The organism is Rhodococcus sp. MEB032 (assembly GCF_030208925.1).
Lineage (GTDB): Bacteria > Actinomycetota > Actinomycetes > Mycobacteriales > Mycobacteriaceae > Rhodococcus_F > Rhodococcus_F qingshengii.
This window is the reverse complement of the sequence record NZ_JARVSY010000024.1, coordinates 152906-176715: the sequence shown is the minus strand read 5'-3', so window position 1 is coordinate 176715 and position 23810 is coordinate 152906. Positions and strand designations below refer to the sequence as shown.

The window sequence follows — 23810 nt, the reverse complement described above, 5'->3', positions numbered from 1 at the left end:
CGCCGCCGCGTCACAACTTCACCGAGTTGCCGCGCATCCGCAGCGAGCGTCCGGCGTTCGAGCTGCACTACCCGCACATGGTGGAGCGGATGCGCGCGGAAGCGCACGTCGGCCCCGGCCACGGCGGGAAGAACGCCAGCACCGTGCTCGAAGATGCTCGTCACGAGCCGCTCACGGTCGGGGACGAAGGCGACCCCGGAACCGACAGCCGCTCCTGAGCGAAGTAACACACTGAAGTAATCAGCGAAGGCCCCGCCCGAGTAACGGGTGGGGCCTTTCGCTTGGCACAATAGTGACGATCAAGACGCGAACGAAGAAACGATCGGAGTTTTCGGTGGGTGCCTCTGACACCACTGTTCTGGTGACTGTGACCGGGCCGGACCGCCCTGGCGTCACCTCGGTACTGTTCGCGGCGCTGTCGCGGCACGATGTGCGTCTACTCGACGTGGAGCAGGTGGTGATTCGAGGTCGACTGACACTCGGGGTCATGGTTGCCTGCCCGAACGATCCCGAGGCGCTTCAGGAAGAACTCGAACAGGCGATGGCGACGGTCGGAATGAACGTCGACATCGAAATCGGTGCCGATCCCGGACGGCCCGCGGTGTCCACCCACGCGGTCGTTGTTCTCGGTAGCCCGGTCAATGCTCGCGCAATGCGATCGGTTGCACGCGAACTCGCGAAGCAGGGCGCAAACATCGATTCCATCCGTGGTGTCGCCGACTATCCGGTCACCGGTCTGGAACTCAGCGTCAGCGCGGCCGATACGGCCGACGGCGACGCGAAGCTGCGCACCGGACTCGCCGAGGTCGCCGCACTCGAAAACGTCGACATTGCGGTCGAGCGCGCAGGTCTCGCTCGCCGGGCCAAGCGTCTGATCGTGTTCGACGTGGACTCGACGCTCGTCCAGGGCGAGGTCATCGAGATGCTCGCCGCGAAGGCCGGCGTCGAGGACGAGGTCCGCGCCGTCACCGAAGCTGCGATGCGCGGCGAGATCGACTTCACCGAATCACTGCACCAGCGTGTGGCGACACTCGCCGGTCTCGACGCCTCCGTCATCGACGAGGTGGCAGAGAGCATCGAACTGACGCCGGGTGCGCGAACCACGATTCGCACCCTGCGCCGTCTCGGATTCCACTGCGGCGTAGTGTCGGGTGGCTTCCGGCAGGTCATCGAAGGCCTCGCGCACGAACTCGAACTGGACTTCGTGCACGCCAACACCCTCGAAATCGTCGACGGCAAGCTGACCGGACGTGTGATCGGTGAAATCGTCGACCGCGCCGCGAAGGCCGTTGCGCTGCGCAAGTTCGCCGATCAGGTCGGTGTGCCGATGGAACAGACCGTCGCCGTCGGTGACGGTGCCAACGACATCGACATGCTCAACGCCGCGGGCCTGGGCGTGGCGTTCAACGCCAAGCCTGCGTTGCGGGAGGTCGCAGATGCTGCGTTGTCGCATCCCTTCCTCGACGCTGTGCTGTTCATTCTCGGTGTGACCCGCGACGAGGTCGAGGCTGCGGACGCCGTCGACGGTGGCGTGCGACGCGTACCGATTCCATGAGTTCCGATCCAGCATTCAGTTCCGATCCAGCTGTGATGTCCGGCCCCGATTCGCGCTGGCGCGAGCGCCACGCGGTGCTGGCTGCTGGGTACGGAGGGCGAGACGATCCCGCGGATCCGGCGCTGGTGTTGGCGATGCCGATCGTTCTGCACATTCCGAAGGCAGACCCGCCCAAGCGCACCGCACTGCTCGAGGCTGCGGCAACGGCGGCTGTGGCGCTGTGTCTGGACGAACGCGTCGGGTTCACCGAAGACGGGGAACCCGGCCCCTGGCACGAGGACTATTCGGCGTGGGTGGGTGCCCGGATTCGGAAGGTGTCTCGTCGAGCGCGAGGAGCGCAGTGGCTCGCCGCGCAGGAGGTACCGGGAATCACCGTCGATGTGGATGGCGCGCAGGCGCGGGCTCTGGTTCCCGGGCCGGTCGGAGAACTGGACCCGCGAATCAAGAAGTTGCAGATCGGTGGGACCGATCTCGAGCACGACGAGCCTGGCCCGCCGGAGCCTGGTCTTCCGGTGCTGTGGATCGACTCGGCGCTCGAGATGACGGTAGGCAAGGCGTCGGCACAGGTCGGGCATGCCTCGATGTTGTTGGCGGCGGCCATGTCCGAGAAACAGTGCTGGGCCTGGGCGCAGAACGACTTTCGCTGCTCAGTGCGCGACGCGAGCCCGGAACAGTGGGCCGAAGCAGTAGTTCGGCTGAAGAAGTCGGAGGCCGTCGCGGTTCGTGACGCTGGTTTCACGGAAGTGGCACCAGGCTCCATGACAGTCATCGCGGTTCCGTAGAGACGCAACCGACCAGTCCAGTATCGGCAACTTGGCTATGGATGAACAGTCCAGTGGCCATCAAGATGGTCGAGTGTTGATACGGAGATTCGCCTCGCTGTTCGTCGGTCTGTGGTTGTACGGCTTCTCGATGGCCATGATGATCACAGCCGGTCTTGGTCTGGATCCCTGGGATGTTTTCCATCAGGGTGTGGCCGAGCACGTTTCGCTCAGTTTCGGCGTGATCACTGCGATTACCGGTGCGGTGGTACTGCTGCTCTGGATTCCGATCCGTCAGCGGCCGGGATTCGGAACGGTCGCCAATGTCGTTGTAATTGCCATCTCGGTGGATACCTCACTGGCCTTCTTGCCGGTCTTTGATTCCATGCCAGTTCGAGCCGTGATCATGGTCGCGGGAATCCTCCTCAACGGACTGGCCAGCGTTCTCTACATCGGCGCGGGCATGGGGCCGGGCCCCCGCGACGGATTGATGACCGGACTGGTCGCTCGCACAGGTCTGTCGGTCAGGCTCGTGCGTACCAGCATCGAGATCGCGGTCCTCACGACCGGATGGCTCCTCGGTGGAACCGTCGGCGTCGGAACAGTGTTGTACGCCTTCGGGATCGGACCGACCATTCAATTCCTCATCAAGGTGCTGCCGGATTCCATGACAGCAGCGGTGACCGGAGGACGTGTCACGGAACGTAAGGCCAAGACCGTGGGGCCGGTCAGCGAAATCTCGGTGCCGACGGGAACTTCGGCCGTGGAGGCAGGTTCTCCGGTGGGTGAAGCCGAATCGAACGATGCAGTCAAGGTGCCGTCGAACCATTCCGGAGTGCCGACGGTGACCTGAACCGGTCCACCGGAATGCAGGATCAGGAGCCAACTGTCGTCACCGAGTGGGCGCCCGGTTCGAGTGTGAGACCGAACGTCGGCTCCGTCGATCCAGGCCTGCAGCGTTCGGTGACTCTCGTCGTACCATGCGGTGTCGTCGAACTCGACGCCGGCAGCGTCGAACCAGACGAGGTCCGGGTGCTCCAGTCTTCTTCTGCCTTCGAAGAATTCGGGCTGACGCAACGCCGGTGCCGCTCGGCGTAATCCGAACGCTCGGGAGACGAACTGCACCAACGACTGATCGGCCGCCGTCCAGTCCAGGGCCCACGAATCGGCTGGGGAGGCAAGTGTGGGAACACAATACGCGTTGTTGTTTCCGCCGAGACTGTGGCCGAACTCGTCTCCGGCGGTGAGCATCGGTGTGCCTGTCGACAGCACGAGCGTGGCCAGTAGCGCCCGTACATGACGTGCCCTGGCGTCCTGAATCTCGGGATCGGTGCTCGGGCCTTCGATTCCGTGGTTGAACGAATCGTTGTGATCGGCGCCGTCACGATTGTCTTCACCGTTGGCTTCGTTGTGCTTGTGGTTGTACGCGACCAGATCGGCGGCGGTGAACCCGTCGTGCGCTGTGACGAAGTTGATCGACGCCCAGGGGCGACGGCCGCTGCCGGCAAAGATGTCCTCGGAACCGGCGAGGCGCGACGCGACCTTCCGGACGCTGGATCCGCCGTTCCAGAACTGGCGAATGGTGCTGCGGTACTTGTCGTTCCATTCGGACCACTGGAGTCCGAAGTTTCCGACCTGGTAACCGTCGGCCGTCGCATCCCACGGTTCGGCGATGAGCTTGCACCGGGTCAGTACCGGATCGGAGGAGATGGCCGACAAGATGGACGCCCGCTGGTCGAAGCCGCCGCCGCGCGGCCTACCCAACGCGCTCGCGAGATCGAATCGGAAGCCGTCGACACCCATTTCGGTGGCCCAGTAGCGGAGGCTGTCGGTGATCATGCGGACGGCGATGGGGGAGCAGGCGTCGACCGTGTTGCCGCACCCGGTCAGGTCGATGTCGCGGCCGTCGCTGTCGAGAAGGTAGTAGCCGGGGCCGTCCAAACCTCGCCAGCTGACGCTGATTCCGTCGACACTCTGCTCGCAGGTGTGGTTGTAGACGACGTCGAGGATGATCTCGATGCCTGCCGCGTGTAGTGCGTCGACCATGATCCGGAACTCGGTGACTTCGCCGCCCGGAGTTGCCGCGTATCCGGGATGCGGGGCGAAGTACGACGCCGTCGAGTATCCCCAGTGGTTGCGCATCCCTCGCTCGCGGACGCTCTGTTCGGTCAGAAACGCCTGTACGGGAAGCAGTTCCACGGCAGTGACGCCGAGTGAGACGAGGTGATCGATCACGGCCGGTGCCGTCAGGCCGAGGTACGTTCCGCGGTGGGCGGCGGGTACTCCTGGATGACTGGCGGTGTACGCGCCCACATGCAGTTCGTAGATGACGCTTTCCTCCCACGGCGTCTCGAGGCGGGCTCCGGCGGGCGCGAGGCCGGGAGTCACCACGGACAGCGGCACGTGGCCGAGCGAGTCGACCGTCGACGGGTCGCCGAAGGGATCGTCGGCGTACGACAGGAGGGCACGGTGATCACCGAGATCCCCCTCGATGCGGCGCGCCCACGGATCGACGAGCAGCTTGTGTGGATTAAGTCTCAGCCCGGCGCGCGGATTCCACGGGCCGGACGCCCGAATTCCGTAACGCTGCCCCGCACCGATCCCGGAGATGATTCCATGCCAGATTCCGTACGTGTGTTGCCGAAGTTCGACGCGATCTTCGTTTCCGTCCTGGTCGATCAGGCAGATCTGGACGCTCGACGCAGCTGGGGCGTGGACCGCGAACTGGGTTCCGGAGTCCACGATGTGGGCGCCGAGTGGGAACGGAGACCCGGGCGTCGGGGTGTGAGTTTCGATGAGAGGCGACACGCAAGATGATCCTGCCGTGAACGGCCGGAGAATGTGCGGGAAGATGTTCGGGTGCCGCTACCTGATCCAGATCTGCTCATCGATTTCGACAACGTACTCATCCGTCGGGGAGGGTCCACTCTCGTGGGGCCCGTCACCTGGAAAGTGGAGCTGGACGAGCGATGGGTGGTGCTCGGACCCAACGGTGCCGGCAAGACCTCGCTGCTGCGTATCGCGGCCGGTGAGACTTTCCCGACCAGTGGTTCTGCCCACCTCCTTGGCGAAGTTCTCGGCAAGGTCGACGTCAACGAGTTGCGCCCGCGAATCGGTTTGTCCTCGTCGTCGTTGGCGAACCGCGTGCCCGGCGACGAGAAGGTCAGCGACCTCGTCGTGTCGGCGGGCTATGCCGTTCTCGGTCGGTGGCGCGAGGAGTACGAATCCATGGACACCTCGCGCGCTGTGGAGATGCTCGAAAGCCTCGGCGCCGAGCACCTGGCGGATCGGACGTACGGGACGCTTTCCGAAGGCGAGCGCAAGCGCGTCCTCATCGCGCGAGCCTTGATGACCGATCCCGAACTTCTTCTCCTGGACGAGCCCGCCGCCGGGCTCGATCTCGGTGGACGTGAGGAACTTGTGGCTAGACTCGCCGAACTGGCTGCCGATCCGGACGCCCCGGCTACCGTTCTGATCACCCATCACGTCGAGGAAATCCCGCCGGGATTCACCCACGCACTCCTTCTCAAGGAAGGGGAGGTCGTCTCTCAGGGCCTTCTGGACGACGTCATCACCGCCGAAAATCTGAGCGCGGCATTCAGCCAGTCCATCAGCCTCGACAAGGCGGACGGCCGATACTTCGCGCGCCGTGCGAGGCCGTCCGGAGCTCATCGCGCGTGAGCTTCAGTGGGACCTGAAATGCGGCCCAGATCACAGATCGCGTAGGTTCGCGAAGCATGGCTAACGAGAATGCAAACGCTGTCCCCGAGCCCAAGGATGCGTCGACCGTCATCTTGGTGCGCGATGCCGAATCCGGGATCGAGATCTTCCTTCTTCAACGAGTACAGGGGATGGCGTTTGCCGGGGGCATGACGGTATTCCCCGGCGGCGGCGTCGACAAGTCCGATGCGACGGCCGAGGTCGAGTGGGCCGGACCGTCGGTCGAATGGTGGGCCGAGCGGTTCAGCACGGATGTGGCTCGAGCGAAGGCTCTCGTCTTGGCTGCGGTGCGGGAAACTTTCGAGGAGTGCGGCGTCCTACTCGCCGGACCGACCGCGGACACCGTCGTCGCGGACACGGCCGGCTACGCACAGGACCGAGTAGCTCTCGAAAAGCACGAGCTGTCGTTCAGCGATTTCCTGAAGAAGGAGAACCTGGTCCTGCGAACGGATCTGCTGCGGCCGTGGGCGAACTGGATCACGCCGGTGGGCGAGACCCGCCGCTACGACACGCGCTTCTTCGTCGCAGCGTCACCGACCGGACAGATCGCGGACGGCGTCACCTCCGAGGCCGCCGAGGTTCGTTGGCAGAGCCCGCAAGACGCGCTGGCGCATTGGCGGGAGGGTGGCAGCATCCTGTTGCCGCCGACGTGGAGTCAGCTGACCGAATTGGCCAAGTTCAGTTCGGTGGCGGAGATACTCGCAGCCGAGCCGGAGATTCCCGTCATCCTGCCTACGTTGATCACCGACGAGGAAACGCTGCGCGTCGAGTTCCCGAACCAGGACGGTTACTACGTCGCCGGGCCGCATCCGTGGTCGGTCAAGGCGGCAAAGTAACCTCTCGACCATGGCTGAATTTGTGACTCTCGAGGTTTCCGAAGGCATCGGCACCATCCGTCTGGCGCGTCCGCCCATGAACGCTCTGAACCGTCAGGTTCAGGACGAGTTGGCTGCTGCCGCACACGCTGCGACCGTCGACAAGGCAGTCAAGGCCGTCATCGTCTACGGCGGCGAGAAAGTCTTCGCAGCAGGTGCCGACGTCAAGGAAATGGCCGAGATGGACTACGGCCAGATCCGTGACGCGATCGGCGGCATGCAGGCCGGACTCGGCGCCGTGGCGTCCATCCCGAAGCCGACCGTTGCCGCGATCACCGGATACGCACTCGGCGGTGGACTCGAAGTTGCACTCTCGGCCGATCGCCGGATCGTCGGAGACAATGCCAAGCTCGGAGTTCCGGAGATTCTGCTCGGAATCATTCCCGGTGGCGGCGGAACGCAGCGTCTGGCTCGTCTGATCGGTCCGGCCAAGGCCAAGGATCTGGTCTTCACCGGCCGTTTCGTCGGGGCTGACGAGGCGTTGGCCATCGGTTTGGTCGACGAGGTCGTCGCTCCCGACGACGTGTACACCGCGGCCCGGACATGGGCCTCGCAGTTCGTCGGGGGAGCGTCACGTGCGTTGGCTGCTGCCAAGGCGGCCATCGACGAGGGTCTGAACACCGACCTGGAATCCGGGCTCAAGATCGAGCAGCATCTGTTCGCCGGATTGTTCGCGACCAAGGATCAGGCGATCGGCATGGAGTCGTTCATCGCCAACGGTCCGGGCAAGGCCGAGTTCACGGGCGAGTAGGCTCCCCTAAACTAGAACTTGTTCATCTCTTACCAGCGAGTAGGATAGCCGCCATGACAGCCAGCCCGAATGACGACGCAACCGTCACGCCGCCCGCCGCTACCGACACCTCGGTAGTCGACCCCGCGCCGCGGCCGCACGCCACGGCCGAAGAGGTCGAGGCCGCTCGTAAGGACACCAAGCTCGCCCAGGTGCTCTACCACGACTGGGAAGCCGAAACCTACGACGACAAGTGGTCCATCTCGTATGACGAGCGCTGCATCGACTACGCACGTGGTCGTTTCGACGCCGTCGCGGGCGATCAGCCGCTCCCGTACGAGCGCGCGCTCGAACTCGGTTGCGGCACCGGATTCTTCCTCCTGAACCTGATGCAGGGTGGAGTCGCCAAGACCGGTTCGGTCACCGACCTCTCGCCCGGCATGGTCAAGGTCGCACTGCGCAATGCCGAAAGCCTCGGCCTTCCGGTCGACGGCCGTGTTGCCGATGCCGAGACCATTCCGTACGAGGACAACACCTTCGACCTGGTGGTCGGCCACGCCGTGCTGCACCACATTCCGGACGTCGAGAAGTCGCTGCGTGAGGTCCTTCGTGTCCTCAAGCCCGGCGGACGTTTCGTCTTCGCCGGTGAGCCCACCACTGTCGGCAACTTCTACGCCCGCTGGCTCGGCCGCGCGACGTGGGAAGCAACCACACGCGTGACCAAGCTGCCGTTCCTCGCAGACTGGCGTCGTCCGCAAGAGGAACTCGACGAGTCTTCTCGTGCAGCAGCTCTCGAAGCTGTCGTGGACATCCACACGTTCGACCCCACCGACCTCGAGAACATGGCGAAGTCTGCGGGCGCCGATCAGGTCCACGCTGCCACCGAGGAATTCGCCGCGGCGCTTCTCGGCTGGCCTGTCCGTACTTTCGAAGCGGCTGTTCCGCCGGAGAAGCTCGGTTGGGGCTGGGGGCGTTTCGCTTTCGGTGGTTGGAAGACACTCAGCTGGGTCGACGAGAAGGTACTCCGCCACGTCGTTCCTCGCGGATTCTTCTACAACGTCATGATCACCGGCGTGAAGCCCGGCAACTGAATTGGGTTATGACTTCACCCTCGGCGACGTCGACTATCTCGGAAGTGATTCCGGCGTAGCTGCCTTGGCCGAGGTGGATCAGCTCGAACTGTCCACGCGTACGCGTCTGGCCGACATCGGCCGGGCGCGTACGCGTTTCCGTGATCACATGCCTGCGCTCGTGGACACCGTCCTGCTTCGACGTAAAGCCGCCGCCAAACTGCCGGGCAGTGAGCAATGGTTGTTCACGGACGACGCGATGCAACAAGCCACTCCCGGCGTTGTCGCGGCCCACCGCGCGCAGCGTCTGATCGGGCGCGACGTCCACGACGTGACGTGCTCCATCGGCGCCGAACTGCATGCCTTGACCGGAATTGCGCATCGCGTGATCGGCAGCGACATCGATTCCGTTCGCCTGGCGATGGCACAGCGCAATGTGCCGAGCGCAGCGTTGCTGCGGGCCGACGCGCTCCGCCCGACGACACGCGACACCGTCGTACTGGCAGACCCCGCACGGCGATCGGGCGGTCGCCGCACTCACGATCCGGCAGCGTTGATGCCACCGTTGCCGGACCTCATCGAGGCGTACTCCGGCCGTGATCTCGCGGTGAAGTGCGCTCCGGGACTCGATTTCGACAATCTGGGCTGGGACGGGGAAGTCGAGGTCGTCTCACTCGACGGCGGCGTCAAGGAAGCCTGCCTGTGGTCGACGGGACTGGCCGAGTCCGGCGTCACGCGCCGAGCTTCGGTCCTTCGCTCCGACGGGAGCGGATGGGCGATCACCGACGCCGAGGACGACGTGATTCCGGAGCAAGCGCCGGGGGAGTGGATCATCGACCCGGACGGAGCGGTGGTACGCGCGGGCCTCGTGCGCCACTACGCGGCCAGACACGGCCTCTGGCAGCTCGATCCACGCATCGCTTATCTGACCGGTGACAGCGTCCCTGAGGGAGTTCGCGGATTCCGGATCCTCGAGCAGATCAAGTACTCCGAGAAACTGCTCAAACAGACACTGTCCAAGCGGGACTGCGGTGTGGCCGAAATCCTGGTGCGAGGAGTCGACGTGGACCCGGCAGTGCTGCGTCCACGGCTCAAGCTCAAGGGCTCGCGTGCACTGAGCGTCGTGATCGTACGGATCGGGCGATCGGCGTCGGCCTTCATCTGTGAGGCATCCCGCTAGCTCACTTGAAGACGAACAGCTCACCGATTGCGCTGGGCGTCAACACTTCGCCCTTGGGTCCGATCGAGGTGCCGACGGTGAAGCCGACCGCGCCAGGCAACGTGTCCTGATCCACCGTCTCACCGGTTTCGGTGTCGAAGGTGATCAGGCTCAGTCCGTTCTCACCCTCGCGTACGACGGTGTATCCGGTGTTGCCGGCGGTCTGCGCCGGAACACCCAGCTGCAGAAGGTCCTTACGCTCCCAGACCAGTTCGGCATGATCTCCCTCGTCGCGCACGGCAAGGAGATGCCCCTTGTCGCCGCCGGCGGGAATGATCAAACCGTCGTCGGACGTCGAGGCACTACCGGCCGAGTTGAAGCCGATGTCGTAACTCCACCTGGTGTCACCGGTTTCGGCGTTCACTGCCCAGAGAGATCCGTTGTTGTCGGTGGCGTAGACGGTCTTGCCGTCCTTCGACAGGTCCGGGCTCGACGCCGTTCCACCGGGAAGCGCGTCGGTGGACCACTCGCGGGTGATGGACGGATTGTCGCCGCCCGTGTACTTCATGGCCACCAGATCGGCTGCCTGAGAACTGGGTCCGTAGAAGGTGAAGTAGAACTTGCCGGTGCCCAGGTCCACTGCCGGGGTATTGGCCACCGGGCAGCCGGACGTGCCGAGGAAGCACTCGTTCAAACCCTTGTTGTCGGGAATGAGTTCTGCATTCGCGCCCTGGTCGATCGACGGCGGCGGGATCAGGTCGAACGACGGAACCACTTTTGCGCCGGTCTGCGGGTTGAGCACGTTGATCTGACCCAATTGGGTGATGAACAACAGGTTTCCGTCGCCGGTGAACTGTGACGAGAGAGGAGTGCCCACAACGAGCGTGCGCCAACGCAATTGACCAGTCTCGGTTAAGGACATCATCGCGCCGCTCTCGCCGACGTAGACATTGGTGGCAGTGTCGACGATGGGCGTCGAGGCGACTACTCCGTCGTTGAGTCGAGCGCACCACTTCTTCCGACCCGAATCCATCTGGAACGAGAAGAGATTGCAGCCGTTCTCGGTGCGCGCGGTGACGAAGCTCTGACCGTTCGCGGCCACCGAGGCGTACGCGGCAACCGGACCGCCGAGAGGGCGTGACCATGCGAACTCGACATCGCGTGATCCGGTGACCGGGCTCGTGTCGCTGTTGCGGGCGTCGGCATGCATGGCCGGCCAACCCGCCGACGCGTACCGGTCCACCCGTCCGTCGTCGCTGCCGCAACCGGCGATCAGGGCCGCAGCGATCGCCGTCGACACCATCACGGACGACCGTAGGACCCGCCGCATCACAATCTCCCTGCCTTCACTTGATCAAGAGCCCTCGGTAACTGCACAAGCCCGGACCAGAGACTATCCCGACCGGGGCAACGTGACGGGGCACACCCCGAGGGTCGGTGAGTCGGCCCCACGTAGGCTGAACACTCATGACGAGCATGTGGGGCGCACCGTTGCGCACTCGATGGCGGGGATCACGCCGAGGCGACAGCGATCAGGCCAAGTTCTTGACGGTCGATTCCCTCAAATGGGTTCTGGCGAACAAGGCGTACACACCCTGGTATCTGGTGCGGTACTACCGTCTCGCCAAGTTCAAGATGGCCAACCCGCACGTGATCCTGCGCGGCATGGTGTTCCTCGGCAAGAACGTCGAAATCCATTCCACCCCCGACCTGTCCCGCCTCGAGATCGGGCGCTGGGTGCACATCGGTGACGGCAACGCGATCCGCTGCCACGAAGGCTCGCTGCGCATCGGCGACAAGGTCGTCTTCGGCAAGGACAACGTCGTCAACACGTACCTCGACATCGAAATCGGTGCGTCGACGCTCGTAGCCGACTGGTGCTACATCTGCGACTTCGACCACCGCATGGACGACATCAACACCCCGATCAAGGACCAGGGCATCGTCAAGGGCCCCGTCCGTATCGGCCCGGACACGTGGGTGGCAGCGAAGGTCACCGTGCTGCGAAATACCCGCGTCGGACGCGGTTGTGTCCTCGGGGCGCACGCCGTCGTCAAAGGCGACATCCCGGACTACAGCATCGCGGTCGGCTCGCCCGCGAAGGCGGTCAAGAACCGCAAGTCCGATTGGGAAGCCGGCGCTGCCGATCGTGCAAAGTACATCGCGGCGCTCGAAGACATCGCGCGCAAGAAGGCCGCCGCAGACGCTGCCGACGCGTCGTCGACGTCGTAGCTCACTTTTTGGCAGAACCAGCGATTACTTTCGGCGCCGCCACCGGTCTGTATCGGTATCGGCGCCGAAAGTCTGCGCCGGTGAAAGGAGTGCCGACATGAGCGAACAGACACCCGAATGGGTCGTGGCGCAGCGCCGCGAACTGGTGGGATTTCTCGAAGGCCTGAGCACGGAGCAGTGGAACGCGCCGACCCTGTGCGAGGGGTGGCGGGTCCGCGAAGTGATCGCGCACATCACCATGCCCTACCGATACTCGGCGCCGCGATTCGTCGTGGAAATGGTCAAGTCACGCGGAAACTTCAACAAGATGTCGAACCGGCGAGCGCTCGCCGATGCGTCCGAAGTCGTTGAGCGACAACTGCTTGCCTCGCTTCGCGACAACGTTGCACACCCGTGGAAGCCACCAGGCGGCGGCTTCGAGGGTGCGCTCTCGCACGACGTGATCCACGGTCAGGACATTCGCGTGGCACTCGGCGACGACTACGTGGTGCCCGAAGACCGGCTCACTCGCGTGCTCAGCGGACTCTCGCCCAAAACCCTGAAGTATTTCGGAACTGACCTCGACGGCGCTCGGTTGCGCGCCGACGACCGAGACTGGACGTACGGTGCCGGCGCCGAGGTTCACGGGGCGGCGCAGGATCTCCTGCTCGTGCTGTGCGGCCGGATGCTGCCACCAGGCCATCTGCTCGGGGATGCGAGTTCTCGTTTCACCGCGCCACTCCCGACCCCCTGAGATCAGCACGAAGTGAGCTCAGCGACCGGGCAGCGGACGCTCGGGGACCTGCGGACGGGCCAACGGCTGCCGCACCCGACGCTTCGCGCCCGCGTAGACGTGAGCAGTCTCCTCGGCGACCTGATGCCAGTCGAAGTCCGATGTCAGGCGTGCGCGGGCGGCCACTGCCCGTTCCTGCGCCCCGGCGGGATCGTCGAGTACCTCGCGGACAGCCGAGGTGAGCCCGGCGATGTCGCCCGGTTGGAAGGACATCCCCGTCACCCCGTCGACGACGGCTTCGCCCAGTCCGCCTGCGGTGGACGTGATCAGCGGAGTGCCGGCCGCCGCCGCTTCGAGGGCGATGATCCCGAACGGCTCGTAGCGCGACGGCAGGACGATGGCGTCCGCTCCGTGCAGCCAGCTGAGCAGTTCCGTGTGATCGAGGTTGCCGAGAAAGTCCACCGCCCGCGCGACGCGATGCGTGCGTGCCTGTTGGTAGAGCCAGGTGAACTGGGTGCCTTCGCCCGCGATCGCGAGGGTCGTGCCGGGGTGGCTACGACGGATTCGGGGGAGTGCTGCGATGGCGTCCTGCACGCCCTTCTCGTATTCCAGGCGGCCGACGAAGAGGAGTTTCGGCGGTCCGGATCGCGGTCCACGTTCGCGAAAGTTCCACGTGGTCACGTCGATTCCGTTGCGGATGACGGTGATCGGCGGCAGCGTCGGGCCGTAGAGCTCGGTCACTTCTTCCTGCATGGACGCCGAACAGGTTATGAGAGAGTCGGATTCGTTTGCCAGCCACCACTCGACGGAGTGGACCTGGCGGTTGATGCGTCCGGAGATCCAGCCGCTGTGGCGACCCGCCTCGGTGGCGTGAAGTGTGGAAACCAGTGGGACATCATAGAATTCGGCCAGGGCGATCGCCGGATGCGCGACCAGCCAGTCGTGCGCGTGCACGACGTCGGGCTGCCAGCCCTCGCCCACTCCTGGCTTGTGCAGCGCCATCCCGGCCCGGACCATCGCGTGACCCATCGCGAGGGTCCACGCGAGCATGTCCTCGCCGAAGACGAAGTGCGCGGGGTCCTCGGCCACTGCGACGACAAGGACGCCCTCGGAAATGTGCGTGATCGTCGGGTGCGTCGACGCATCCGTGCCGGAGGGGCGGCGTGAGAGCACCACGACCTCGTGGCCCGCCGCTGCCAATTCGGTGGCGAGATGGTGGACGTGTCGACCGAGCCCGCCGACGACGACCGGTGGGTACTCCCACGAGACGATGAGAATTTTCACGACGGACTCAGTTCTGTGTCAGGTAGACGGCGAGCATCCAGTCCCGGGAACAACCCGTCGGCGCGATTCCAGCCTTCGGCGAGTCGCACGGCGACGGCATCGCGGCCGGAAACCAGCGCTTCGGAGATTTCCCTGGTCGCATGGGCGTGCTTGTGTGCGCGTTCGCGGGCGTACCCCGCGGCCGAATCCTTGCTCACCATGAATGCCCAATCGCTCGAAACCGTCATCAGTGTCTCGCGAAGTACCTGATCGTTGACCCGGTTTCGCAGTTCCGGTCGTCCGGGTGCGTTGTCGCGTCCGCGAGACTTGTCCACGGTGCCGAGCGCGGTCTCCACCACTTCGGAGTTCAGTTGCACCAGGTCGGACACCTGATCGCCAGCCCAGACACGCCAGTCCTTACCCGATCCCCAGGACGAATCCTCGAGTTGAACGGGTTCGCCGACGTATCCCGATGCCTTGGCGTCGGCGAGGGTGCCGACGCGAATTCCGGCCTCGGGAAGCGCGCGCAGGAGTTTTTCGAGCCACTGCGGACCCTCGTGCCACCAGTGCCCGAACAGTTCGGTGTCGAAAGCTGCGACCACCAGGGCGTCGCGGCCGATGCGGGTGGATTCACTGCGCAGACGCGCCCGAACGGTTTCGACGAAGTCGGCGACATGCTTGTCGACGGCGGCCGCAGCGAGTTCGGGGTCGTACGGCAACTTGTCGGCGGAGTCGACGGTCCGTCCGGTGACTCGCGACGGCTTGAGACCCGTCTCGTGGTCGTAGGTGTGGAAGTCGCGGTAGGCGGCGTGACCCGGATATCCGGACTTGGGGGACCAGACCCGGTAGCTGACCTGCAGGTCGCGGCCGAATGCAACCACGTCGGATTCTCGAACCGGGCGGCCGAGGGACGTGTCGCCGCGCAAGGCGGGGCCGTCGACCATGAAGTGGGTGACGCCCGCTTCGGCGTACCCGCGCTCCATGCCCGGGGTGTACCCGCACTCAGGTCCCCAGATCCCGGTCGGAGTGTGATTCCACCGGGCATGCGCGTCGGCGAGACCTTCGCGGAGGGAGAACGCCCGCAAGCGAGGATCGAGCAGCGGTTGGAACGGGTGGGCCAGCGGCCCGCCGAGAAGCTCGAAGGCCTCGCGATCGATGAGGTCGCGGAACACCGGTGAGGCGCCGTGCTGCCAGTGAGTCTCGAAATCTGCGAGAGCGGCAGCTGACGCCCGGTGTTCGCGCGCGCCGAGTTCGCGGTGCGCCGCGTCCGGCATGCCGGCAGCCTCGTGGGCGCGGATTTGCCAGTTGCCGAGCCAGTGATGCATCCCGGCGAGGCAGTGGGGATCGTCCAACTGGGCCGCGAGTACGGGCGTGATTCCCAGCGTCAGCAGGTGCGATCGGCCCTCGTCGGCCAGGCGTCGTAGCGCGGCGGCGAGCGGAATGTACGACGCAGCCCAGGACTGGTAGATCCATTCCTCGCCGACTGGCCATCTGCCGTGGTTGGCGAGCCACGGCAGATGGGAGTGCAGAACCAGGGCGAACATCCCCGGTTCGGTGACGGGTGTTGCGTTACTCACTCGCCGGTTTCCTTCACGGCAATAGCGACGAGGTCGAGGCTGTCGTCGATGTCGGGTTCGCTGATGCTGAAGTCGTCGACGGTGATGCCCTCGACGTCGCGGGTGAGATCTTCCGGCCAGGGCTCGCCGGCCAACGCGCGGTCGATCTGCGCATTGATGAACGATCCGCCGTGCTTGGCGTCGAGTTCCTTCAGACGTGAACCGTGGTGGACGCCGGTCATCAACTGAACGCGGAATCCGGCGTCTTCGAGCAATTCGGTCATTTCGGAGGCGTTGAGCTCACGAGTGTGGAAAGGGTTGAGCGGCGTGTCGCGGCCGGGGGAGAAGGTGATCCGGTTGGGGGTGCTGATGAGAAGTTCACCGCCGGGAGCGAGAACTCGGAAGCATTCGCGTAGGAACTGACCCTGATCCCACAGGTGCTCGATCACCTGGAAATTGACGACGACGTCAACCGAGTTGTCGGCCAGTGGAAGCTCGGCGAGGTTGCCGTGGAGCATCTCGACGCGGGGGTAGCGGGCACGGACGTGCTCGACCGCGGAGATGTCGTAGTCGAGGCCGGTAACCTTTGTTGCGACGTCCGCAATCATGTTGGCGCCGTAGCCTTCTCCGGAACCGGCCTCGAGGACTCGGCGGTCCGTGCAGCGCTCCAGAAGTGCGCGGTACACCACTTCGTGGCGTCGGAACCAGTAGTTCTCCTCGGGGATTCCTGGCACGGTTCGTTCGCCCGTCAAGGGCAGGGGTGCGTCCTCGTGGTTGCTGACACTCGTTTCACTCACCCGTGCGAGATTAGTGCCATCCGAGTAGAACGTGTTCGCCGTGGTCCAGATCACTGCTGTCAATTCCTGTTCGTGCCGTTATGGTGGACGAGGTTCCACGTTAAGTTACCCACCGGTAACTTAACGTGGGGTAATCTAACGCACAGCCGACGTGAACCGAGAAATTCGCCCGTAGGGAGACCTGTCGGACTCTCTTTTCGGACGCTCGGACTGCGCGAGCACCACAGACGATTTATCAGGTGAATTACACACAGGAGGTCGACGAAGACCCATGACGAATATCGTTGTTTTGATCAAGCAGGTCCCCGACACATGGTCCGAGCGCAAGCTGACCGACGGCGACTACACGCTTGACCGTGAAGCCGCCGACGCAGTCCTCGACGAGATCAACGAGCGCTCCGTCGAAGAAGCACTCCTCATCAAGGAAGCTCAGGGCGGTGAGGTAACGGTGCTGTCCGCAGGTCCCGACCGCGCCACCGACGCTATCCGCAAGGCTCTCTCGATGGGCGCCGACAAGGCCGTCCACATCAACGACCCGGCACTGCACGGCTCCGACGCGATCCAGACCGCATGGACGCTCGCTGCTGCTCTCGGACAGATCACCTTCGAGAACGACGAGCCTGCCGACCTGATCATCGCCGGCAACGAGGCCACCGACGGCCGCGTCGGCGCTGTTCCGGCCATCATCGCCGAGTACCTGGGCATCCCGCAGCTCACGCAGCTGCGCAAGGTCGTCGTCGCCGACGGCAAGATCACCGGTGAGCGCGAGACCGACGAGGGCGTCTTCGGCCTCGAGGCTTCGCTGCCCGCGATCGTCTCGGTCACCGAGAAGATCAACGAGCCGCGCTTCCCGTCCTTCAAGGGCATCATGGCCGCGAAGAAGAAGGAAGTTCTCGTCTACACGCTGGCCGACCTCGGAGTCGACCCGGAGACCGTCGGAGTTGCCAACGCCGGCACCACCGTGACGTCCTCCACCCCCAAGCCCCCCCGTACCGCTGGTGAGCGCATCGTCGACGAGGGAGACGGTGGCACCAAGATTGCCGCTTACCTCGTCAGCAACAAGGTCATCTGATCGCGCCCTTCTAGACATCCAGCAGAAGAACTCAGGGAGAGTTAAGTCATGGCAGAAGTACTTGTGCTCGTAGAGCACGCAGAGGGTGCGCTGAAGAAGGTCAGCACCGAACTCATCACCGCTGCACGCGCACTCGGTGAGCCGTCGGCAGTTGTCGCCGGCCCCGCGGGCACCGCAGCAAAGCTCGCCGACGCTCTGGCAGCAGCCGGCGCCGAGAAGATCTACGTCGCCGAGTCCGACGACATCGACGGCTACCTCGTCACGCCCAAGGTCGACGTTCTCGCCGCTCTGGTCGAGTCCACCAGCCCGGCAGCAGTCATCACCGCAGCCGGCACCGAGGGCAAAGAGGTTGCCGGTCGTCTGGCCGCACGTCTGGGCTCCGGATTGCTGACCGACGTCATCGAGATCAAGGCTGACGGCACCGGCGTCCACTCCATCTTCGGTGGCGCGTTCACCGTCGAGGCCAAGGCCAACGGCGACGTTCCGGTCTACTCGGTTCGTCCGGGCGCAGTCGAGGCTGCTCCGCAGGCCGGCGCAGGCGAGCAGATCACCGTCGAGGTTCCGGCTCAGGACGAGAGTGCCGTCAAGGTCACCTCGCGTGAGCCCATCGTCGGCGGCGACCGCCCGGAGCTCACCGAGGCGTCGGTTGTCGTCTCCGGTGGACGTGGTGTCGGCAGCGCGGACAAGTTCTCCGTCGTCGAAGAGTTGGCCGACTCCCTCGGCGCTGCAGTCGGTGCTTCGCGTGCCGCTGTGGACTCGGGTTACTACCCCGGACAGTTCCAGGTCGGTCAGACCGGTAAGACGGTCTCGCCGCAGCTGTACATCGCGCTCGGCATTTCCGGTGCCATCCAGCACCGTGCCGGCATGCAGACGTCCAAGACCATCGTCGCGGTCAACAAGGACGAAGAGGCACCCATCTTCGAGATCGCCGACTTCGGCATCGTGGGCGACCTGTTCAATGTCGCACCGCAGCTCACCGAAGCTGTGAAGTCCCACAAGGGCTGAAAAGCACAAACTGCTGTGCGCCTTTATCAACCCCCCGCGGTTGATAAAGGCGCACAGTGCTTTATTCACCCGGCCTGCATCGGCATGTCACTTCGTCGATACCGAGACGCCGTTCGCGCTCGATAAACCTTGCGCATGACAATTACGTCAGTCCTTCGCTCCGCGAGTGACAATCTCGGCCGTGAGGTCGCCCAGCCGAGATATTCCCTGATCGTCTCCTCCGACCGCGAGCATCGTGTCGCAGCGCAGCGCCTTCGATACCGAGTGTTCGCCTCCGAGCCAGGCTTCTCCCTCCCGGCCTCGGCCGGGGTCTTCGAACTCGACGCCGACGGCTTCGACGAATTCTGTGACCATCTACTCGTTCGTGACAACATCACCGAGGAGTACGTCGGCTGCTACCGAATGCTGCCGCCGGATTCCGCTGCGGCGGCGGGTGGGTATTACACCGCAACCGAATTCGACATCTCCGCGCTCGATCCGGTGTCGAACAGGATTGTGGAAATGGGTCGCGCGTGCGTCGATCCCGCTCACCGCACCGGATCCGTCCTGAGCCTGATGTGGTCGGGCATCCTGCACTATCTCGAATTGACCGGATACGAGTGGGTGATGGGCTGCGTCTCCGTGCCCGTCTTGCCGAGCCCCGATTCAATCGCCGGCGCCGATGTCCGCGGCGTCCGTGACTTCGTGATGAACAAGCACGCCAGTCCGGGGTCGCGGCGGGTGATCCCACGAAACCCGGTGGTCCTCGGGGGTCTGACGCTCGACGAGATCGCCGCACCGGAACGCGTGACGATGCCGCCGTTGCTCCGTGGTTACTTGCGGATGGGCGCGATGATCTGCGGGGAGCCCGCCCACGATCCCGAGTTCGGCGTGGCCGATTTTGTTGCACTGCAAGGCCTTCACTCGGCCAACAAGCGTTACCTCGAACGGCTGCGATCGGCGGCCGCCGCACACGAGTCGGGGATCGGCTGATGACCGCGGCGGTGCCGTACTGGGTGCCGACGAGCCCCTGCGGCGACGGGTGCCTACCCGCGGACGCACCCGGTGTGTCGAGTATCACCGTGATGGCCCGCGGGGTCATGGTCGGTGCCGCACTGGTGACTGCGCCTGTGCTTTCGGCCGGCTGGCTGCTCCCGCGGACCTGGCGTACTGAGATGCAACGCGGATACTCGCGCGCGTTGCTTCGTTGTCTGGGGATGAAGCTGACGGTCGACGATCAGCGGTTGGGGCGCGCGGAACCTGACGGGGTCATGGTTGTCGCCGGTCACGTGTCCTGGACCGATGTCCTCGTCGCGAGCGCCGTTGCTCCGGCCAACTTCGTCGCCCGCGCCGACCTGCTCGACTGGGCAGTGCTCGGCGGTCTCGCGCGCCGGATGCGCGTCGTCCCCATCGACCGCGCTCGCCTGCGTGAACTCCCCGTAACCGTCGACGTCGTTCGCGAACGCCTGCAGCGAGGTGTCCGGGTGATGGTGTTCCCCGAGGGAACGACCTGGTGCGGGCGGGCGTACGGCGGTTTTCGTCCGGCGATGTTCCAAGCAGCCGTCGACGCCGAATGCCCGGTTCAGCCGATGGCGATCCGCTACGAGAACGCCGACGGTTCCCTGTGCACCGGACCTTGCTTTGTCGGCACCGAAACGATCGGTCAGTCCATCCGTCGGATCCTGCGTCAGAAGAACGTCGAGGTGAAGGTCAGGCTGGCTCCGCTCGAGGAGGCAGGGGAGTGTCGAGCCGATCTCGCGCAGCGATGCGAGAGAGCCGTACGCGGCGTCGACATCATCGATCTGGCAGCTCACGACATCTTCGACCCCGCACCGGAACTCGTGACACAAGCCGTGGGACAAATCGATCCTTCCCCGGCGATGAGCGCTTAGCCTGCTGAGCGAGGCTGGTCGAACTCTCGTGCTGGGCTATCCTTGTCAAGCCATGACTCTGCCTGCACACAGTGCCCACGCCGGATTTCCGGTGTACCTCGATCATGCCGCCACGACTCCGATGTCGGCAGCCGCTATCGAGGCGATGACCGATACCTTCAAAACCGTGGGCAACGCGTCCTCGCTGCACGGCTCCGGCCGTGCGGCCCGGCGCCGCGTCGAGGAATCGCGGGAATCGATCGCCGCCAGCCTGGGTGCGCGGCCGTCGGAGGTCATCTTCACCTCCGGAGGCACCGAGAGCGACAATCTCGCGGTCAAGGGCATCTACTGGGCTCGCCGTGACGCAGACCCGCGACGCACTCGCATCCTGGCCAGCTCCGTCGAGCATCATGCGGTGCTCGACGCCGTCGAGTGGCTCGAGCAGCACGAGGGCGCGCGCGTGACGTGGTTGCCGGTCGACGAGAACGGTGTCGTCGACCCGCAGACCTTGCGCGACGAGCTTTCCGTCCACGCCGACGAGGTAGCACTCGTGACGGTGATGTGGGCCAACAACGAGGTCGGCTCCATCATGCCGATCGTGGAGTTGGCGGAGATTTCGGCTGAGTTCGAGATTCCGATGCACAGCGACGCGGTTCAGGCCGTTGCGCAATTGCCGGTCGATTTCGCGGCGAGCAAGTTGTCCGCGCTGAGCATCGCGGCACACAAGTTCGGTGGTCCGCACGGCGTCGGCGCACTGCTGCTCGGACGCCAGGTTCCGTGTGTGCCGCTCCTCCACGGCGGCGGACACGAACGTGATCTGCGTTCGGGCACTCCGGATACTGCGGGCGTTGTCGGGATGGCTGCGGCGCTGCGCGCAAACGTCGAGAACTTCGATTCCAGCACAAGGGAATTGGCGCAGTTGCGTGACCGTTTGATCGACGGAGTCCTGGAGATTCTTCCCGAGTCGGTGCTCAACGGCCCGACCGGATCCGATCGGCTTCCCGGTAACGCGCACTTCACCTTCCCCGGCTGCGAGGGCGATTCGTTGCTGATGCTGCTCGACGCCGCCGGTATCGAATGTTCCACCGGTTCGGCCTGCACCGCCGGTGTGGCCAGAGCCAGCCATGTCTTGATCGCGATGGGCGTCGAATCGCCCGTCGCGCGTGGCTCACTGAGATTTTCGCTCGGACATACGTCGAGTGTCACCGATGTGGACGCGCTCATCGCTGCGCTTCCACAAGTAGTAGAGCGCGCTCGGGCCGCCGGTCTTGCCGGTGCCGGTTCGCGTGGAGGGGATCGCTGATGCGAGTACTCGCAGCCATGAGCGGAGGTGTCGACTCCGCTGTCGCCGCCGCCCGCGCTGTCGCCGCCGGACACGACGTCGTCGGCGTTCATCTTGCTTTGTCCACGGCGCCGGGCGCATTGCGGACGGGTTCGCGTGGATGCTGCTCGAAGGAAGATGCCGGCGACGCCAGGCGCGCCGCCGACGTTCTCGGAATACCCTTCTACGTCTGGGATTTCGCCGATCGCTTCAAGGAAGACGTGATCGACGACTTCGTGGCGTCGTACGCAGCGGGTGAGACCCCCAATCCGTGCCTGCGCTGCAACGAGAAGATCAAGTTCACCGCACTCGCCGACCGTGCAGTCGCTCTCGGCTTCGACGCCGTGGCGACCGGTCACTACGCGCGCCTCGAAGACGGCGTCCTGCGCCGGGCGGTCGACGCTGACAAGGACCAGTCGTACGTCCTCGGTGTGCTGACGGCTGAGCAGCTTTCGCGAGCGATGTTCCCGATCGGTGACACACCGAAAGAACAGATCCGCGAGGAAGCCGCCGAGCGCGGTCTGGCTGTGGCGAACAAGCCTGACAGCCATGACATCTGCTTCATCCCGACCGGCGATACCCGAGCATTCCTGGGTGCGCGCATCGGCGTTCGTCCGGGAAGCGTCGTCGACGCCGATTCGGGTGAAGTCCTCGCTGCGCACGACGGCGTACACGGCTTCACGATCGGACAGCGCAAGGGTCTCGGCGTCGAAGGTCCGGCGGGTGACGGCCGTCCGCGGTACGTGACCGCGATCGAGCCCGAAACCGGAACGGTCCGAGTGGGTTCGGCCAAGAATCTCGACGTCTGGGCCATCTCGGCGCAGCGTGCGATCTGGACCTCGGGCCAGGCGCCGGAGGGCCCCGTCGAATGCATGGTGCAGGTTCGTGCGCACGGTGGACTGGCGCAGGCCGTTGCGGAGGCCGTCGACGACGGTACTTCAAGCGGCGGTATCTCGATCTCGTTGCGCGAACCACTGACCGGCGTCGCAAAGGGACAGGCCGTCGTGTTGTATCGCCCCGACCGCGAACTGGGTGACCAGGTCCTCGGCAGTGGCACCATCTCGGGTACCGAATCCGAGCCGAACACACTGTGACGCAGCAGGTTTCCATCGGTGGTCTCGTCACTGGAATCGGGTCCTGGCCGGGCGCGGATGCCCGCGAAAGTGCCGCAACCATCCTCGGCGAGCTGGGTGGTTTCCCGCATCTGGTGGAGTTGCCGAGCCGCGGACTCGGCGCTGACATGGTCGGCCGGGCGGGGGCAATTCTGGTCGATATCAACCTCGACGCCTCGACCCGTGCCTATCGAGTCGTGCCTCGGAGGGGCAATGTCGCGAAGCGAGCCGAGGACTTTCTGAATCAGGATCTCGACGCGCTCGAGGAAGCCTGGGAGTCAGCGCGCTTGGTCGGCGAAGACCACGTCGTCAAGCTCCAAGTCGCCGGCCCGCTGACACTCGGTGCCGAGATCGAAGTCGCAAACGGTTCGCGAGTTCTCGTCGACCGCGGTGCGCTCCGCGACGTCGCAGAATCACTCGGTGAGGGTCTCGCGCGTCATGCGGCCGAGGTCACTCGCCGCACCGGCGCCGCAGTGGTGATTCAGTTGGACGAGCCGCAGATCGCGGCAGTTCTGGCCGGTTCGCTGCCTGGGCGCACCAAGATGGAGAGCGTTCCGGCACTGCCGGAACCCGAGGCACTCGCCGTACTCGACTCGACGATCAGCGGTTGCGGACTGCCCACAATCGTCCACAGTTGCGGCACAGACATGCCGTGGGATCTACTGAGGCGAAGCCAGGCGTTCGGCGTGAGCTTCGACATGTCGCTCATCGGCTCACGCGATCTCGACGGTATCGGCCAGTTGTTCGACGCCGGCAAGGAATTGGCGCTCGGTCTGGTTCCGTCCGTGGAGCCGGAAAAGCCGGTGACGTGGAAAGAGTGTGCGATGCCCGCCGTCACACTGGTAGATCGTCTCGGCTTCTCTCGTGAACTCCTGCAGACCCAGGTCGCGGTCACTCCGCGTTGCGGTCTTTCGGGTGCGAACCTCGACTGGGCTCGTGCCGCCCTTCGGCTGTGTACAGACGTCGGCAAGGCATTGGTGGACGATCCGTCGGCGTTCTAGTGTGTGCGTTCCGATGTGG

General features: G+C 64.8%; 21 protein-coding genes and 2 pseudogenes. 18 read left to right on the top strand and 5 right to left on the bottom strand.

Going from position 1 to position 23810, the window contains the following annotated elements:
• From QRN54_RS22855 to yczE, 4 genes and pseudogenes are all read left to right on the top strand, one after another.
• Positions 1–218, top strand: a pseudogene (locus QRN54_RS22855) (cytochrome ubiquinol oxidase subunit I); the annotation flags it as partial.
• A gap of 116 nt (positions 219–334) precedes the next feature.
• Positions 335–1555, top strand: a complete 1221-nt coding sequence (gene serB, locus QRN54_RS22850) for a phosphoserine phosphatase SerB (RefSeq protein ID WP_003944761.1) — start codon at positions 335–337, stop codon at positions 1553–1555.
• Entirely contained in the window at positions 1552–2337 is a 786-nt protein-coding gene (locus QRN54_RS22845; protein ID WP_063836273.1) for a peptidyl-tRNA hydrolase, read from the top strand. Before serB ends, QRN54_RS22845 begins: the two co-directional genes overlap by 4 nt.
• Before the next feature lie 37 nt (positions 2338–2374).
• A complete protein-coding gene (gene yczE, locus QRN54_RS22840; protein ID WP_306669957.1) occupies positions 2375–3169 on the top strand; it encodes a membrane protein YczE in 795 nt (264 codons plus the stop codon).
• Here yczE and glgX read toward each other — a convergent pair.
• Positions 3082–5124 (bottom strand): annotated as a pseudogene (gene glgX / locus QRN54_RS22835) (glycogen debranching protein GlgX); the annotation flags it as partial. The gene yczE and the pseudogene glgX overlap by 88 nt on opposite strands.
• A gap of 51 nt (positions 5125–5175) precedes the next feature.
• On the opposite strand from glgX, the gene QRN54_RS22830 reads away from it, so the two are divergent.
• The 5 genes from QRN54_RS22830 to QRN54_RS22810 are packed head-to-tail and all read left to right on the top strand — an operon-like array spanning position 5176 to position 9891.
• Positions 5176–5997, top strand: a complete 822-nt coding sequence (locus QRN54_RS22830; protein ID WP_003944728.1) for an ABC transporter ATP-binding protein — start codon at positions 5176–5178, stop codon at positions 5995–5997.
• A 56-nt stretch (positions 5998–6053) separates the two neighbouring features.
• The gene (locus QRN54_RS22825) at positions 6054–6872 is read left to right on the top strand and encodes an NUDIX hydrolase (RefSeq protein ID WP_003944751.1); all 819 of its coding nucleotides are present in this window, start codon (positions 6054–6056) and stop codon (positions 6870–6872) included.
• Positions 6873–6882: 10 nt separating this feature from the next.
• Positions 6883–7662: an enoyl-CoA hydratase/isomerase family protein gene (locus tag QRN54_RS22820; protein WP_003944701.1), complete on the top strand. Its 780-nt coding sequence runs from the start codon at positions 6883–6885 to the stop codon at positions 7660–7662.
• A gap of 53 nt (positions 7663–7715) precedes the next feature.
• Positions 7716–8732: a class I SAM-dependent methyltransferase gene (locus QRN54_RS22815; protein ID WP_003944733.1), complete on the top strand. Its 1017-nt coding sequence runs from the start codon at positions 7716–7718 to the stop codon at positions 8730–8732.
• Between the two features lies 1 nt (position 8733).
• Positions 8734–9891 carry a THUMP-like domain-containing protein gene (locus QRN54_RS22810; protein WP_234551334.1) on the top strand — a complete coding sequence of 386 codons (1158 nt, stop codon included), beginning with the start codon at positions 8734–8736 and terminating at the stop codon, positions 9889–9891.
• Position 9892: 1 nt separating this feature from the next.
• Here the strand turns inward: QRN54_RS22810 and QRN54_RS22805 are convergent, their stop codons facing one another.
• Positions 9893–11200, bottom strand: coding sequence for an outer membrane protein assembly factor BamB family protein (locus tag QRN54_RS22805; protein WP_285183109.1), 1308 nt, complete (start codon positions 11198–11200; stop codon positions 9893–9895).
• A gap of 137 nt (positions 11201–11337) precedes the next feature.
• On the opposite strand from QRN54_RS22805, the gene QRN54_RS22800 reads away from it, so the two are divergent.
• Complete coding sequence (locus QRN54_RS22800; protein WP_003944741.1) at positions 11338–12102, top strand: acyltransferase; 765 nt, start codon at positions 11338–11340, stop codon at positions 12100–12102.
• 97 nt (positions 12103–12199) lie between these two features.
• Positions 12200–12835, top strand: coding sequence for a maleylpyruvate isomerase family mycothiol-dependent enzyme (locus QRN54_RS22795; protein ID WP_285183108.1), 636 nt, complete (start codon positions 12200–12202; stop codon positions 12833–12835).
• A gap of 18 nt (positions 12836–12853) precedes the next feature.
• On the opposite strand, the gene QRN54_RS22790 is transcribed toward QRN54_RS22795, so the two are convergent.
• Genes QRN54_RS22790 through QRN54_RS22780 form a run of 3 tightly spaced genes read right to left on the bottom strand, consistent with a single transcriptional unit; the run spans position 12854 to position 16430 of the window.
• Complete coding sequence (locus QRN54_RS22790; protein WP_083057491.1) at positions 12854–14098, bottom strand: glycosyltransferase family 4 protein; 1245 nt, start codon at positions 14096–14098, stop codon at positions 12854–12856.
• The gene (locus tag QRN54_RS22785) at positions 14095–15621 is read right to left on the bottom strand and encodes a 1,4-alpha-glucan branching protein domain-containing protein (RefSeq protein ID WP_054187795.1); all 1527 of its coding nucleotides are present in this window, start codon (positions 15619–15621) and stop codon (positions 14095–14097) included. The genes QRN54_RS22790 and QRN54_RS22785 overlap by 4 nt, the downstream gene beginning before the upstream one ends.
• 29 nt (positions 15622–15650) lie before the next feature.
• Positions 15651–16430 carry a class I SAM-dependent methyltransferase gene (locus QRN54_RS22780; RefSeq protein WP_042451468.1) on the bottom strand — a complete coding sequence of 260 codons (780 nt, stop codon included), beginning with the start codon at positions 16428–16430 and terminating at the stop codon, positions 15651–15653.
• 271 nt (positions 16431–16701) lie between these two features.
• On the opposite strand from QRN54_RS22780, the gene QRN54_RS22775 reads away from it, so the two are divergent.
• The 7 genes from QRN54_RS22775 (at position 16702) to QRN54_RS22745 (ending at position 23791) form a co-directional block, all read left to right on the top strand.
• On the top strand, positions 16702–17502 hold the full coding sequence (locus QRN54_RS22775) for an electron transfer flavoprotein subunit beta/FixA family protein (protein ID WP_003944754.1): 801 nt from the start codon (positions 16702–16704) through the stop codon (positions 17500–17502).
• A gap of 48 nt (positions 17503–17550) precedes the next feature.
• Positions 17551–18507 carry an electron transfer flavoprotein subunit alpha/FixB family protein gene (locus QRN54_RS22770; RefSeq protein WP_003944698.1) on the top strand — a complete coding sequence of 319 codons (957 nt, stop codon included), beginning with the start codon at positions 17551–17553 and terminating at the stop codon, positions 18505–18507.
• 135 nt (positions 18508–18642) lie between these two features.
• Positions 18643–19479 carry a GNAT family N-acetyltransferase gene (locus QRN54_RS22765; RefSeq protein ID WP_050655130.1) on the top strand — a complete coding sequence of 279 codons (837 nt, stop codon included), beginning with the start codon at positions 18643–18645 and terminating at the stop codon, positions 19477–19479.
• Positions 19479–20378 carry a lysophospholipid acyltransferase family protein gene (locus QRN54_RS22760; RefSeq protein ID WP_285183106.1) on the top strand — a complete coding sequence of 300 codons (900 nt, stop codon included), beginning with the start codon at positions 19479–19481 and terminating at the stop codon, positions 20376–20378. Before QRN54_RS22765 ends, QRN54_RS22760 begins: the two co-directional genes overlap by 1 nt.
• Positions 20379–20430: 52 nt before the next feature.
• A complete protein-coding gene (locus QRN54_RS22755; protein WP_019747909.1) occupies positions 20431–21660 on the top strand; it encodes a cysteine desulfurase family protein in 1230 nt (409 codons plus the stop codon).
• On the top strand, positions 21660–22772 hold the full coding sequence (gene mnmA / locus QRN54_RS22750; protein ID WP_042447455.1) for a tRNA 2-thiouridine(34) synthase MnmA: 1113 nt from the start codon (positions 21660–21662) through the stop codon (positions 22770–22772). Before QRN54_RS22755 ends, mnmA begins: the two co-directional genes overlap by 1 nt.
• Positions 22769–23791 carry a uroporphyrinogen decarboxylase/cobalamine-independent methonine synthase family protein gene (locus QRN54_RS22745; protein WP_165638285.1) on the top strand — a complete coding sequence of 341 codons (1023 nt, stop codon included), beginning with the start codon at positions 22769–22771 and terminating at the stop codon, positions 23789–23791. The genes mnmA and QRN54_RS22745 overlap by 4 nt, the downstream gene beginning before the upstream one ends.
• Positions 23792–23810 lie beyond the last annotated feature (19 nt).